The sequence below is a fragment of the Streptomyces sp. NPDC050704 genome (assembly GCF_040654355.1).
Classification (GTDB): domain Bacteria; phylum Actinomycetota; class Actinomycetes; order Streptomycetales; family Streptomycetaceae; genus Streptomyces.
This window is the reverse complement of the sequence record NZ_JBFAHW010000001.1, coordinates 126,825-140,070: the sequence shown is the minus strand read 5'-3', so window position 1 is coordinate 140,070 and position 13,246 is coordinate 126,825. Positions and strand designations below refer to the sequence as shown.

Annotated in this window: 13 protein-coding genes; 3 read left to right on the top strand and 10 right to left on the bottom strand. The window is 70.3% G+C overall.

What is annotated here, in order from left to right:
* Positions 1-153: 153 nt before the first annotated feature.
* From AB0I18_RS00585 to AB0I18_RS00560, 6 genes are all read right to left on the bottom strand, one after another.
* Positions 154-1,203, bottom strand: a complete 1,050-nt coding sequence (locus tag AB0I18_RS00585; protein WP_363103115.1) for a BMP family ABC transporter substrate-binding protein — start codon at positions 1,201-1,203, stop codon at positions 154-156.
* Between the two features lie 325 nt (positions 1,204-1,528).
* Positions 1,529-2,749, bottom strand: a complete 1,221-nt coding sequence (locus AB0I18_RS00580; RefSeq protein WP_363103202.1) for a M20 family metallopeptidase — start codon at positions 2,747-2,749, stop codon at positions 1,529-1,531.
* A gap of 268 nt (positions 2,750-3,017) precedes the next feature.
* Complete coding sequence (locus AB0I18_RS00575; protein WP_363103114.1) at positions 3,018-4,190, bottom strand: hypothetical protein; 1,173 nt, start codon at positions 4,188-4,190, stop codon at positions 3,018-3,020.
* A 54-nt stretch (positions 4,191-4,244) separates the two neighbouring features.
* Positions 4,245-5,183 (bottom strand): N-acetylneuraminate synthase family protein, encoded by a 939-nt coding sequence (locus tag AB0I18_RS00570; protein ID WP_363103201.1) that lies wholly within the window; start codon positions 5,181-5,183, stop codon positions 4,245-4,247.
* 33 nt (positions 5,184-5,216) lie between these two features.
* Positions 5,217-6,743 carry an N-acylneuraminate cytidylyltransferase gene (locus AB0I18_RS00565; protein WP_363103113.1) on the bottom strand — a complete coding sequence of 509 codons (1,527 nt, stop codon included), beginning with the start codon at positions 6,741-6,743 and terminating at the stop codon, positions 5,217-5,219.
* 32 nt (positions 6,744-6,775) lie between these two features.
* On the bottom strand, positions 6,776-8,113 hold the full coding sequence (locus AB0I18_RS00560; protein WP_363103112.1) for a DUF6716 putative glycosyltransferase: 1,338 nt from the start codon (positions 8,111-8,113) through the stop codon (positions 6,776-6,778).
* A 198-nt stretch (positions 8,114-8,311) separates the two neighbouring features.
* On the opposite strand from AB0I18_RS00560, the gene AB0I18_RS00555 reads away from it, so the two are divergent.
* From AB0I18_RS00555 to AB0I18_RS00545, 3 genes are read left to right on the top strand one after another with little or no spacing between them, the layout of a single operon-like run.
* Positions 8,312-9,289: a glycosyltransferase family 2 protein gene (locus AB0I18_RS00555; protein ID WP_363103111.1), complete on the top strand. Its 978-nt coding sequence runs from the start codon at positions 8,312-8,314 to the stop codon at positions 9,287-9,289.
* Positions 9,286-10,620 (top strand): alpha-2,8-polysialyltransferase family protein, encoded by a 1,335-nt coding sequence (locus AB0I18_RS00550; protein WP_363103110.1) that lies wholly within the window; start codon positions 9,286-9,288, stop codon positions 10,618-10,620. The genes AB0I18_RS00555 and AB0I18_RS00550 overlap by 4 nt, the downstream gene beginning before the upstream one ends.
* The gene (locus tag AB0I18_RS00545) at positions 10,617-11,759 is read left to right on the top strand and encodes an acyltransferase (RefSeq protein ID WP_363103109.1); all 1,143 of its coding nucleotides are present in this window, start codon (positions 10,617-10,619) and stop codon (positions 11,757-11,759) included. Before AB0I18_RS00550 ends, AB0I18_RS00545 begins: the two co-directional genes overlap by 4 nt.
* On the opposite strand, the gene AB0I18_RS00540 is transcribed toward AB0I18_RS00545, so the two are convergent.
* The 4 genes from AB0I18_RS00540 to AB0I18_RS00525 all read right to left on the bottom strand — a co-directional run bounded on the left by AB0I18_RS00540 (position 11,702) and on the right by AB0I18_RS00525 (position 13,246).
* A complete protein-coding gene (locus tag AB0I18_RS00540; protein WP_363103108.1) occupies positions 11,702-11,965 on the bottom strand; it encodes a hypothetical protein in 264 nt (87 codons plus the stop codon). The two genes, AB0I18_RS00545 and AB0I18_RS00540, sit on opposite strands and share 58 nt — an antisense overlap.
* A gap of 36 nt (positions 11,966-12,001) precedes the next feature.
* Positions 12,002-12,655: a leucine efflux protein LeuE gene (gene leuE, locus AB0I18_RS00535; RefSeq protein ID WP_363103107.1), complete on the bottom strand. Its 654-nt coding sequence runs from the start codon at positions 12,653-12,655 to the stop codon at positions 12,002-12,004.
* A gap of 70 nt (positions 12,656-12,725) precedes the next feature.
* Positions 12,726-12,977, bottom strand: a complete 252-nt coding sequence (locus tag AB0I18_RS00530) for a type II toxin-antitoxin system RelE/ParE family toxin (RefSeq protein ID WP_363103106.1) — start codon at positions 12,975-12,977, stop codon at positions 12,726-12,728.
* A complete protein-coding gene (locus AB0I18_RS00525) occupies positions 12,974-13,246 on the bottom strand; it encodes a type II toxin-antitoxin system prevent-host-death family antitoxin (protein ID WP_363103105.1) in 273 nt (90 codons plus the stop codon). Before AB0I18_RS00525 ends, AB0I18_RS00530 begins: the two co-directional genes overlap by 4 nt.

Genomic DNA, 13,246 nt, shown 5'->3' with positions numbered 1-13,246 from the left:
TCCACCTTGTTATGCGGCTGTGCCCGGAGGGCTCCCACCGACCGGGCGGGGGCTTGCCGACCGCAAAGGCCCGGAGGCCATGGATGACCTGCGCGGGGCACACGAGAGCGGGCGGGCACCATGGGTGCCCGCCCGCTCTGCGTCACTGCACGACTACTCGGTCTTGACCTTGATGGTGCCGTCGATGATGGCCTTCTTCGCCTTGGCCACCGCGTCGGTGAGACCGGCGATCTCCGCCATCTTCGGGTTGGTGTCGGACAGGCCGACGCCGTTCACCTTCAGGTCGAAGGTCTGCACACCGGCCAGCGGCTTGCCGTCCTCGACCGACTTGGCGAGCGAGTACACCGCGCCGCCGACGTCCTTGAGCGCCGAGGTCAGGATGTAGTCCTTGTAGGCGGCCAGCGGCTTCTGCTCGTACTGGTCGGAGTCGACGCCGATCGCCCACTTCTTCTCCTTGGCGGCGGCCTCGATCACACCCTGGCCCGACAGGCCCGCGGCCTGGTAGAGGACGTCCGCCTTCTTCTCCAGCTGGCCCTCGGCCGCGGCCTTGCCCTTGTCGGGGCTTGAGAAGCCGCCCTCTTCGGCGGTCTGCGTCAGGTACTGCGACAGGACCTTGACCTTGGGGTTGGTGTCCTGGACGCCCTGCTTGTAGCCCGCCTCGAACTTGTGGATGAGCGGGATGTCCACGCCACCGACGAAGCCGACGGTGTTGGTCTTGGTGGCCTTGGCGGCCGCGACACCGGCGAGGTACGAGGCCTCCTGCTCGGCGAAGACGAGCGACGCCACGTTGTCGCCCTCGACCACGGAGTCCACGATGCCGAAGGTGGTCTTCGGGTACTTCTTGGAAGCGGCCTCCAGCGCGGGGCCGTAGGCGAAGCCGACACCGATGACCGGGTTGTAGCCCTGCTTGGCCAGCGAGACCAGGCGCTGCTCCTTGTCCGCGTCGGTCTCACCGTCCGTGGGCTCGAGGTCCTGGGTCTCGTACTTGAACTCCGTCTTCGCCTTCTCCAGGCCGGCGTACGCGGCGTCGTTGAAGGACTGGTCGCCCTTGCCGCCGACGTCGTACGCGATGGCAAGACCCTTGGTGCCCTCGCTCTCGCTACTGCTGCCGCTCTCGTTACTGGTGCCGCCGCAGGCTGTGGCCGCGAGTGCGAGCGACGCGACCCCCACCGCGACGCGGGTCAGGCTGGATATCCGACGCATCTGAAGTTCCCCATTCTCCAAGCCCCGCAGTGGGTGCTGAGTTCGGCGCACAGTAACGCGCGTAGACCCTTGAGGGAACGGGGTATCGCCTGGCCGTTATCCATTCGTGCCGATGGCCGGTTACGTCCTTGTGAACCGTGGGCTCGAAAGGCGCACCTGGGGATACAACGCCCACCGCGGACGTCACGCACCGCATGCGAAGCGTGACGTTGCATGTTTTCGAGTGTTGGCTGATGACTGCCGACCACGCTACTGCGGAGGTGCCGAGGGCGCGACCGGAGCCGTGCGCCGCGCCCTCGTCCGCACATCCCGGCGGGCCGATCCGTCAGACCCCGGCGTCGAGGAGGGCGGCCGCGGTGAAGAGCTCCACGCCCACCGTGATCGCCGACTCGTCCGCGTCGAAGTCACCCTGGTGCAGATCGCGTACGGTGCGCTCGCCGGGCTTGCGCACGCCCAGCCGGGCCATGGCGCCGGGCACGCGCTCCAGGTACCAGGAGAAGTCCTCGCCGCCCAGGCTCTGGTCGGTGTCCTCGACGGACTGCGCGCCGCGCCGCGCGGTCATCGCTTCGCGCAGCAGGTCGGTCGTGACCGGCTCGTTGACGACCGGCGGGACTCCGCGGATGTAGTTGATCTCCGACTTGGCCCGGTAGATCGTGGCGATCTCGTCGATCGCGGCGTGCACCAGGTCGGGAGCGGCCCGCCAGGAGGCGAGGTCCAGGCACCGCACGGTCCCGGAGAGCTCGGCGTGCTGCGGAATGACGTTGCAGGCGTGCCCCGACTCGATACGCCCCCAGGTCACGGCGAGCCCGGACCGGGCGTCCACCCGCCGCGCGACCAGCGCCGGCACATCCGTGACCACGCGGGCCGCGGCGGTGACGAGGTCGGTCGTGAGGTGCGGCCGGGCGGTGTGGCCGCCGGGCCCGTCCAACGAGACCTCCAGCCGGTCGCAGGCGGAGGTGATGGGCCCGTGCCGCAGCCCGATACGCCCGGCGTCGACCCGCGGATCGCAGTGCACGCCGACGATCCGGCCGACACCTTCCAGCACACCCGACTCGATGGCATCGGGGGCCCCACCGGGCAGCACTTCCTCGGCCGGCTGGAAGATCAGCCGCACGGCCCGCTTGAGCAGCCCCTTCTCGTGCAGCTCGGCGAGCACCAGGCCGGCGCCCAGCACGACGGCCGTATGCACGTCATGTCCACAGGCGTGGGCCCGGTCCGGCACGGTCGACCGGTACGCGCACTCGGTCTTCGTGTCCGGAATGGGCAGCGCGTCGATGTCGGCGCGCAGGGCGAGCATCGGCCGCTCGGGGTCCGGCTCACCGATGTCACAGATGAGCCCGGTCCCGATGGCGAGTACCCGGGGCCGGAGGCCGGCCTGCTCCAGCCGCGCCTTGATGGCGGCGGTGGTACGGAACTCCTGGTTGCCGAGTTCCGGGTGCATGTGCAGGTCGCGCCGGAACGTGACGAGTTCGGCGCGCAGCGCCTCGGGCAGCGCGCCGGGAAGCACGGCTTCACCCGGCGTATCGGCCTCGGACTCTCGGTACATCAGTTGGTTCACCCTCTGAAGGGTAGGGCGACGCGACGGCCCACTGACCCACGATCAACAAAACTTCAACCCCTTAGGGGAAGAAAGCCTGGCCGCGTGGCGCATAAATATCGACTTGGATGGGTAAGCTCTTCCGGCTTTCCGCCCGACCGGAAGACCGTCGGAGGACTGCCGAGGGACCACCGGAAAGAGTCTCTCTACGCATACCACGCATACGCGCCCAAGGCCGGTTCTGTTCACCTGCCGGATCAGGTGGCCGTGTGCCGGATCAGGTGGCCGTGACCGCCGTCAGCCGGTGTACGTCGCGTGCCGTGCCGGTGACGCCCGAAAGGAAGCCCTGGGCGCGCGGGGAGGCGCTCTCGGTGAGCCAGGCCGGGTCGATGTCGCAGACCGCCACCTTGACCTCCGTACCGACCAGGGCCAGCGGCAGCGTGTGGACCACGGTCGACGGGAAGCTCAGTATCGTCCGGCCGATGGGACCGCGGCGGGCGATGAGTTCCAGCGGGAGATCCGGGCGGACGATCTCCAGGCCGGTCTCGACGGCCAGCCGGTGGAGTTTCTCGGGGCTTTCGCGGCGGTGGGCGAAGTAGCGGGTGGCGCCGTACGTCTTGGCCAGGCCCTTCACCGCTTCGACATAGCGGTCGGGGTCCACGACCCCGGTCTCCACCAGGGACGTGCCGACCAGGTCGGCGCCCTTGGTGAGGCGGGGCGGGCCGAAGCGGGCGCGGGTCCAGGAGAAGTCGTTGGCCGTGAGGGTGACGCCTTCCGGCGTCTCGGTGATCGGCATGGCGGAGAAGACCTCCACGCGGCGCCCGTGGCCGGGGGTGAGGCGGCGGCGGGCCCGGGCCGAGACCGGTGCGAAGACCAGGTCGCGGGGGCCTGGGCGGCCGCCGCGGCGGTGCCAGCGCACCAGGCGTTCGCCCCGGGCGAGCTGGGAGACGAACTCCATCGTCGCCGTGCCGTCGTCCACGACGACGAGGTCGCGGGCGCGGGTGATGGTGAGAAGCAGTTGTACGTAGCGGGAGAACGGGTCGCCCATGACGATCCGTTCCGCGCGGCGCAGCAGCGGCGCCAGGCCGCCCACCGTGTGGAAGGGCGCCGTGGTGCCGCCGCGCGCCTCCTCCCAGCGGACCTCGTACCCCTCGTTACGGGCCAGCTCGGCCATGCGCCGCAGCTGGCCCCGGGTCATCGGATCGGTGGGCGAGAGGACGACGAGGGTGAGCCCCGCGCCGGGTACCGCCGCCGCGGCCCCCAGCGCCGGTCCGGGCGTGGGCCCGCCGGCCGCCGGCTCCGCGCCGCCCGGTGGTCCGGCCGGCTCGTCCGCGGTCCTGCGGGCATGGGCGTGGGCCCACTCCAGGACGTTGAGGAGCTGCACCGGGCTCTCGACGAAAGCCAGCGTGGCGGGGGGCTGGGAGCCGGTGGACCCGGCGCGGGGACTCATCGACGTACGACCGTCGCTTTCCCTTGATTCTTGACTTGGAGTGGGGAGTGGACGTCAGACCGCGACGGGCTCGCCCGCGGCCGCGGCGATCTCGGCCTCGGCGACGACACCCTGGACGCGGCGCAGCTTCTTCATCGGGCCGAGCTCGGAGTCGTAGACCTTCTTGACGCCGTCGCCGAGGGAGGCCTCGATGGTGCGGATGTCGCGGACGAGGCGGGTGAGGCCCTGCGGCTCGACGGAGGCGGCCTGGTCGGAGCCCCACATGGCGCGGTCGAGGGTGATGTGACGCTCGACGAAGGTGGCGCCCAGGGCGACCGCGGCGAGCGTGGTCTGCAGGCCCGTCTCGTGGCCGGAGTAGCCGATCGGAACGTTCGGGAACTCGGCCTGGAGGGTGTTGATGACGCGGAGGTTGAGCTCCTCGGCCTGCGCCGGGTAGGTCGACGTGGCGTGGCACATCAGGATGTTGTCGCTGCCGAGGACCTCGACCGCGTGCCGGATCTGCTTCGGCGTCGACATGCCGGTGGAGAGGATGACCGTGCGGCCGGTGGCGCGCAGCGAGCGCAGCAGCTCGTCGTCGGTCAGGGAGGCGGAGGCGACCTTGTGGGCCGGGACGTCGAACTTCTCCAGGAAGGCGACGGCCTCGGTGTCCCACGGGGAGGCGAACCAGTCGATGTTCTTGCTCTTGCAGTACTCGTCGATCTGGCGGTACTCGTCCTCGCCGAACTCCACGCGGTGGCGGTAGTCGATGTAGGTCATGCGGCCCCAGGGGGTGTCGCGCTCGATGTCCCACTGGTCGCGCGGGGTGCAGATCTCCGGGGTGCGCTTCTGGAACTTGACGGCGTCGCAGCCGGCTTCGGCGGCCGCGTCGATCAGCTTGAAGGCGTTCTCGAGCTCGCCGTTGTGGTTGATGCCGATCTCGCCGGTGATGTACACGGGCTGGCCGGGGCCGGCGGTCTTCGAGCCGAACGCACGCAGGCGGGACGCCGAGTTGATGTGGCTGATGGAGCTCATGGCAGAGACCGTTCCTTACTTGTTGAGGGAGTCGAGAGAGGGGCCGAGGATCCAGCTGGCGATCTCTCGGATCGCGCCGTCGCCACCGGGGACGGTGGTGACCGCGCGTGCGGCGCCGCGCACGACGTCATGGGCGCTCGCGACCGCCACGGGCCAGCCCACGAGGGCGAAGCACGGGAGGTCGTTGACGTCGTTGCCGACGTAGAGCACGCGCTCCGGCGCGATGCCCTGCTCCTCGCACCACTGCTTCAGTGCGAGGTCTTTCCGGTCGATGCCGTGCAGGACCGGGATCTTGAGCTTCCGGGCCCGTGCGGCGACGACCGGGTTCTGCTCCGTGGACAGGATCAGCATCGACAGGCCGCTCTTGCGCAGCGCCGCGACACCGAGTCCGTCTCCGCGGTGTACGGAGACGAACTCCCGTCCGTCGGAGTCGATCAGCACCCTGTCGTCGGTCTGGGTGCCGTCGAAGTCGAGTACGACCGCGTCGATGTCGTCGGCGGTCGGAAGGGCGCCGGGCCGGTTCGCGTCGAAGAGCGGCGCGAGGGCCCGGGCGCGGGCGAGGTCGTGCGGGTCGTCGATCTCCAGCACGCGCGCCGGGTCGGTGCGCACGAGTTCGGTCCGCCCGAAGAAGCGGTGCTTGTGCTCGCGCAGGCCCGCCGCGTCCATGGCGTACGCGGCACCGGTCTCCAGAAGGTCCTGGGGCCGGTCCTGGCGGCGCGGCCGGAACGACTTGTCGTGGTTGACGCCGTAGCCTCCGGCGGTTACGCGGGGGGTTCCGGTCGTGGCGCTGGGTGCGGCCGCGTGGGCTTCGCCCGCCGCCGGGTCCGTCGCGCCGTCCGCCGCGGGCGCGGCGGCCTGGGCCGTCACGCGGTCGAGGGCTGCCGTCGCGGCGTCGACGCGCGTCGCGCCGCCGGTTTCGCCGTGCGCCCGTGCGGTGCTGTCCGCCGCGGGCACGGCGGCCTGAGCCATCGCTCGGCCGTCGGCTGCCGCCGCGGCGTCCAGGCGCGGCGCGCCCGAGTGCGTGGCGGCCGTCACGGCGTGGTCGTCCTCCGCGGGGAGGTCGTCTGCCGCGTCGCGCCAGATGAAGCCGTGGAACGGGGCCACCGTCAGGGCCGTGTCCGCGCCCTGTTCGACCACGGCGGCGGCGACGCCGTCGATGTCCTCCCGCACGATGAACGGGCTGGTGCACTGGATGAGGAGGACCACGTCGACGGGGGCGCCGTGGAGCGCCTCGTGGGTGTCCATGGCGTGCAGGACGGCGGCCTCGGAGGTCGCGGTGTCACCGGCGATGGCGACGGGGCGCAGGACCACCTCGGCGCCGGCCTCACGGGCGGCGGCCGCGATCGCATGGTCGTCCGTGGACACCACGACGTCCGTGACCAGGCGCGTCGCCCGGCACTCGCGCACCGCGCGGGCCACCAGCGGTACGCCGCCGACGGGCAGCAGGTTCTTGGAGGGGACGCCCTTGGAGCCGCCCCGCGCTGGGATCACCGCGAGCACGCGGCGTACCGAAGCCGCTTGGCCCGCTTGCGAGTTGGTCATTGGCTGTACTCCTTGACGAGGGATCGGGGCCGTCACAGCTCGCCCATCCGCCGGATCACCGGGGCCACGCGCTGCACGCCGTGCCGGTAGGCGCCGCGCGCCGCCCGGCGCACGATCTGCCGGACCGGGCCCGGCTCCTTGTCGGCGGCGGGCGCGCCGGGCAGCGGGCTGCCGTCCGGGCCGAGGTGGTGGCGGGCGAGGATGCCGGGCAGATAGCCGGAGGCGGTCGCCGGGGTGTAGTAGGGGGCGAGGGCGGGCAGTTCGCCCTGGCTCAGCAGCTTCGCGATGCGTTCGCGGGCCGCGTCGAAGGCCGTCTCGTACGATCCGTCGGCCCCGACACCCTGCCGGGACACCCACTCCTCGTCGGGCAACGGCCGGTGCCCGGCGTCGAGTTGCTCCCAGGAGGCGAGGCACCCGGAGCCGACGAAGTGGTGGTTGCCGAGCGACTCGCGCACCCCCAGGTCGGTGAGGACGACGGTGGGGATACGGCGGTGCAGGGATTCCAGCGCCGCCGTGGAGCTGACGGTGACCAGCAGGTCCGTACGGTCGAGGACCTCGCCCATGTGCCCGTACACGAGGCGGAAGTTGGCCGGCGTACCGCCCGGGATCCGCTCCGCCAGCCGCTGGTAGGGCTGCTCCTCGATGTGCGTGGTGTGCTCGCCCGGCTTGGAGCGCAGCTTCAGCAGGACCTCGCGGTCCGGGTGCAGCCGTGCGTGCTGAACGAGCCGCCCCAGCAGGTACGTACGGTCCTTTCGGCTCTCCGGTACGGAGGGCTGCGCGGCGAAGACGACCGTGTACGGGTCGTGCTCGCCGGTGTACGCCGCCCCGCCCAGGAAGGGCAGCGCGACCTCGGTCACCGACCCGGCGTCGGCGCCCACTCCCTCGTACACGGCGGTGAAACGCTCCGCGTCCTGGCGGGAGTTGGCGAGGACGAGGTCCGCGCCGTGCCGCAGCAGCAGCCCGTCGGCGAGCTTCTCGTAGACGACGCCGACATAACCGGTGACGACCACGGGCCGCTTCGCGCGCCCCCGCCACCGGTGCGCGAGCCCGTGCAGCATCGCCTGGACGGCGCCGCCGACGAGGGAGAGGACGAGGATGTCGTAGCCCTTCCCGTCCTCCTCTTCTTCTCCTTCTCCCATGGTCCGCAGGAACTCGGCGGCGGTGACCTCACGGAGTGAGTCCGCGCGGACGCCGACTTCTTCGAGTTGACGGGCGGTGGGGGTCGCACGGCCGCGCAGGAGGTAGCCGTCGAGCCTGATGTCCGAATCGGCCGGTGCGATACGGTTCGCGGTGAGCGCGCCCCATTTCCACCGGGTATCGGAATCGGCGAGAACGGCGACTCGCAGGGACTGCTGGGTACTTGCTGGCACATCCCAGACGCTAGGAAGCCATTCCGTTCTGCGGCCCAACCTGAATGCAACAAAGGGTTAACAGCACATCGCCGAATGGCGAATCAGCCCCGGATCGGCGGACAAAAAGGCTGGGTTCACCATTCCGCCACGCGTCGTTCACCTGACATCTCACCACCGGTCAAGACGAATGCCGGGCCGCCGCCTAACGTCACGTGGGTGGTCAAGCTCTCCGTCATCGTGCCGTTCTACAACGTGCAGCAATATGCGCCCGACACCCTGAAGAGCCTTCGTGCGAACGCACGCGAGGACTTCGAATTCATTCTCGTCGACGACTGCTCGCGCGACGAGACACCGGACATCCTCGCGCGCGCGGCGCGCGAGCTCCCGGGTGCGGTGCATGTCAGACACGAGCAGAACGGAGGACTGGCCACCGCGCGCAACACCGGGATCGACGCGGCACGCGGCGAGTACCTCACGTTCCTCGACGGGGACGACTGGCTCGCCCCCGGTTACTACGAGCAACTGCTCGCCTCCATCGAGGACTTGGGGTGCGACTTCGTCCGTACCGACCATGTCCAGTGCACCGCGCGGGCGCGCGCCATCTCCCGGGTGCCGAACGGGCGGCGCGGCGTCGTACTGAATCCGCGCGACGCGATCCTGCCCACCGACCGCTCCACCTCCGTCGACTACGCGTACGCGTGGGCCGGCATCTACCACCGCAGGCTGGTCGACCGGGGCCTGCTGCACTTCACCGACGGGCTGCGCACGGCCGAGGACCGGCCGTGGATCTGGAAGCTGCACCGGGAGGCGGAGTCCTTCGCCACGGTGGGTCTGCTCGGCGTGTTCTACCGGCGCGGTGTCGCCTCCTCGCTGACGCAGATCGGTGACGTCCGGCAGCTGGATTTCATTCGCGCCTTCGACCAAGTGGTGAGCGAAACGGCTCAGGACCGGGATGCGGATAAACTCCTCCCGAAGGCCGTGCGGACTTACTGTGCGATTATTTCCCACCATCTGGGATCCATCGAAAGGTTCGAGCCACCCGTGGCACGGAAACTGAAGTCGATGAGTGCCGTCGCATTGCGGCGTATGCCGCAGGACGTCCTCGACGACGCTCTCGACTCCATGGACATACAGCGCGCGACGCGCCTGCGTCGACTGCGCCGCCGTCCGGCCGCCGCGGGGGTGCCCGCGTGACCACCCAGATCTTCATGGCGTCGACGCTGTACGGCACGGCGACGCTCGCCGCGGCCGTCGACGCCGACTGCTTCCGGCCCGCCGACCGGCGCATCCTGCTCGTCTCCAACAACTCGACGACGCCCGAGACGACTTCGGGCGTCGACGAGATGCCCGGCTTCGAGCAGCTGCGCGGCCGGTTCGACGACGTGATCTCGTGGAACGAGACCATCGCCCCCTTCCACCCGGGCGGTTGGGCCCCGCGGATAGACGACGTACCGCTGTGGGAGCGCCATCTGCGGCTCGCCTGGGGCCTCGGTGACGACGACGTGGAGCTGGCCGTCGAGTCGATCCAGGTCAACCCGGCGCTCGGCGTCGCGCAGATCTTCACCGGCGCGCCCGTCACCGTCTACGCCGACGGTCTGATGAGTTACGGCCCGACCCGCAGCAAGATCGACCCGCTGGTCGGCACCCGCATCGACCGGCTCCTCCACCTCGACCTGGTGCCGGGCCTGAAGCCCCTGCTGCTCACCGAGTTCGGCGTCGAACCGGAGCTCGTGCCCACCGACGCGTTCCTGAAGGTGCTCGCCCAACTCATCGACACGGGCGACGAGTTGCCCGCGATCGACGAACCGGCCCTGCTGCTCGGCCAGTACCTCTCCGCCCTCGGCATCCTCACCACCGAGGAGGAGGAGGACCTGCACGTACGGATGTTGAAGGGCGCCGTCAAACTCGGCCACAACCGTGTCGTGTTCAAGCCGCACCCCAGCGCCCCGGCCCGCTGGTCGCGCGCCCTGGAGAAGGAGGCCGAGAAGATCGGCGCCGACCTCACGGTGCTCGACACCCCGGTCCTCGCCGAGGTGCTCTACCAGCGGATGCGTCCCGCGCTGGTCGTCGGCTGCTTCTCCACCGCGCTGCTCACCGCCTCCGCGCTGTACGGCCTGCCGGTCGCCCGCATCGGCACCGAATCGCTGCTTGAGCGCCTCACTCCGTACGAGAACAGCAACCGCATGCCGGTCACGATCGTGGACGCCCTGCTGCCCGACCTGACGGACCGCGCCGCGGTCACCGAGCGGCGCCCGGGCCTGAGCACCGACCAACTCACCGACCTCGTACGGGCGGTGGGCTACGCCATGCAGTCCAAGATCTACCCGACGCTGCGGCCGGCCGCCGAGCGGTATCTGACGCGGCATCTGGACACCCGTACCTGGCGCTACTTCAAGCGCCGACGCCTCACCTCGCTGGGTCTGCCCGGCGCGGTGCCGGCCCAACTGGCCTTCATCCCGCGCAACGCGACCGTCCGTCGAGTGGCTCGCCGCGCCCGATCCATCAAGAGAGCCACACTCGGATGAGTTCCGTGCAGACGACGCCCGTTCCGACGCCTTCGCCGGAGGCGGGCGCCACCGGCACCCCGCCCCGGATAATCCCCCGAGCGCACGCGCCACGTCTGCGTGCGCTCGACGGACTGCGGCTGATCGCCGCGCTGATGGTCGCCGCGTACCACTACGGCGGCCGCGGCGGGGAGGTCACCAAGGCCTGGGGCTCCTCGCCGGCGGTCCAGTTCCCCACGCTGCACGAGTGGTTCGCGTACGGGCCCCTCGGTGTGCAGATCTTCTTCGTCATCAGCGGCTTCGTGATCTGTATGAGCGGCTGGGGGCGGACCCTGCGCTCGTTCTTCGCCTCGCGGGCGTCACGGCTGCTGCCGTCGTACTGGGCCGCCGTCATCCTCGTGACGGCGGTCTTCGCGCTGCCGGTGGTCGCGTACAAGGCGGTCTCGCCCAGCGACGCGCTGGTGAACCTGACCATGATGCAGCAACCGCTGGGCGTGGACCGGGTGTTGGGGGTCTGTTGGACGCTCTGGGCCGAGGTCCGCTTCTACGCGCTGTTCGCGCTGTGTGTCGTCCTGCCGGGCGCCACCCGGCAGCGGGTCATCATGTTCTGCGCGGGCTGGACGCTGGCCGCGGCGATCACCCAGGCCGCGAACGAGCCGCTGCTCGACCTCGTCCTGATGCCCGAGTACGCGCCGTTCTTCATCGGCGGCATCGGCCTCTACCTCGTCCACCGCGACCGGAAGGACGCGTACGCCTGGGGCATCGTGGGCGTCAGCTGGCTGATCGGCCAGCACTACGCGGTGGCGGGGCTGTGGCACGCGCCCAACCCGGACTTCTTCTCCTACCGCACGTCGGGCGGGATCATCCTGGTCGTCACCTTCGGCTTCGTCGCGGTCGCCGCGATCGCCCTGGGCTGGCTGAACTGGGCCAACTGGCGCTGGCTGTCGGTGGCCGGCGCGCTGACGTACCCCTTCTACCTGGTGCACGAGCACCTGGGCTGGGTCGCCATCAAGGTGTACCACCAGGATCTGCACCTGTCGGCGTACGCGACGATCCTGCTGACGACCGCGACGATGCTGGCCCTGGCGTGGCTGCTGAACCGCTATGTCGAGGAGTGGTTGACGCCGCGGTTGCGCTCGGCGCTGTCGAAACCCCGCTGAACGCCTTCCAGGATCTCGCCGAGCGCCTCGCCGGCCTCTTCGACGAGGTCGGCGAGTTCCGCCATCCGGCGGGCGAGTTCGACGCGGGCGGCGGGGTCGGTGACGAAGTCGGTCAGTTCCTGAGCCGACTCCTCGGCCGACTCGGGAACTGACTCCTGGACTGGCTCCTGAGCCGACTCCTCAGCCGGCTGCTCGGCTGGTTTCATGGCGCGCCTCGATTCCGGTCGGTGGCACCGGCAACCCTAGGCCGAGCTGGAGAGGGACAGCTTCACGGCGAAGCCGAGGAAGAGCGCGCCCGCGGCGGACGTGGCCCCCGCGGAGAGGCGCCGCCGCTTCCGGAAGGACGCCGCCAGCTTCGTACCGCCGAAGATCAGTGCGGTGAGGTAGAGGAAGCTCGCCAGCTGGGCGAAGGCGCCGAGGACGACGAAGGAGAGGGCCGGGTACGCATACCCCGGGTCCACGAACTGCACGAAGAAGGCGACGAAGAAGAGGATCGCCTTCGGGTTGAAGAGGCTGATGACGAGGGCCCGCCGGAACGGCCGCTCCTCCACGCCACCCGCGGCCGGGGCGTCCGCCTCGGCCCGCTCCCGCCGCGTCCGCCACATCGCCCACGCGGCCCGCAGCATGCCGATCGCGAGCCAGGTCAGATATCCGGCGCCGGCGTACTTCACGATCCCGAAGAGCAGGGCGTTGGCTTGAAGCAGGGACGCGACTCCGGCCGCCGACAGCGTCATCAGCACGGCGTCACCGCACCAGACGCCTGCCGCTGCCGTGTAGCCGGTGCGTATGCCTCGGCGGGCCGCGACCGAGAGCACATAGAGGGAGTTCGGGCCGGGCAGCAGGATGATCAGGATCAGGCCCGCGAGGTAGGTGGGGAGGTCGGTTATGCCGAGCATGAGTGGAGTGTCGCATGGGGGTGCGACACTCCGCCTTTGGGTTTCGCAAGGCAGGAACGAGAAGCGCGGATCAGGCGACCCGGCCCACCTTGATGACGTGAACGGTGACGGTGGCGTCATCCGGCCGGTACAGCACCCGCCAGGCTCCGACGGACAGCCGGTAGTAGCCCGAGCCGCCCAGGGCTCGCGCCGCCGCAGGCTTCGGAGAATCCCCCAACTCCCGTACCGCCGCCGCGCATGCCTTCGCGCCAACGGGGTCGGTCTGGCGCAAACGGCGGAACTCTCCCATGGCGTGGTGCTCCCAGACCACGGTGTAGCTCACAGTTCGACCTGCCGGTCCTCGGTCTCCAGCTGGGCCATGAACTCGTCATGCGCCATGGACTGCGTGGCCGGGGCCGCTTCGCGGGCTCGCGCGAGGGCGATGTCGGCCTCGTCCCGGAGGCGCTCGAGTTCCTCCAGCTCCTCTATCGGGACCAGAGCCGCCGCCGGCTTGCCGTACTCGCTGATCAGGATGTGCTCGCCGCCGTGCCGCACCCGGCCGACGAGCTGCCCCAGCTGATTACGCGCTTCTACCAGCGGATACGTCTCCAT

Excerpts from the sequence above, each read along its gene's own strand:
- AB0I18_RS00585 (WP_363103115.1), bottom strand. The coding sequence starts at position 1,203 with ATGCGTCGGATATCCAGCCTGACCCGCGTCGCGGTGGGGGTCGCGTCG.
- AB0I18_RS00580 (WP_363103202.1), bottom strand. The coding sequence starts at position 2,749 with ATGTACCGAGAGTCCGAGGCCGATACGCCGGGTGAAGCCGTGCTTCCC.
- AB0I18_RS00575 (WP_363103114.1), bottom strand. The coding sequence starts at position 4,190 with ATGAGTCCCCGCGCCGGGTCCACCGGCTCCCAGCCCCCCGCCACGCTG.
- AB0I18_RS00565 (WP_363103113.1), bottom strand. The coding sequence starts at position 6,743 with ATGACCAACTCGCAAGCGGGCCAAGCGGCTTCGGTACGCCGCGTGCTC.
- AB0I18_RS00545 (WP_363103109.1), top strand. The coding sequence starts at position 10,617 with ATGAGTTCCGTGCAGACGACGCCCGTTCCGACGCCTTCGCCGGAGGCG.
- AB0I18_RS00540 (WP_363103108.1), bottom strand. The coding sequence starts at position 11,965 with ATGAAACCAGCCGAGCAGCCGGCTGAGGAGTCGGCTCAGGAGCCAGTC.
- leuE (WP_363103107.1), bottom strand. The coding sequence starts at position 12,655 with ATGCTCGGCATAACCGACCTCCCCACCTACCTCGCGGGCCTGATCCTG.
- AB0I18_RS00525 (WP_363103105.1), bottom strand. The coding sequence starts at position 13,246 with ATGGAGACGTATCCGCTGGTAGAAGCGCGTAATCAGCTGGGGCAGCTC.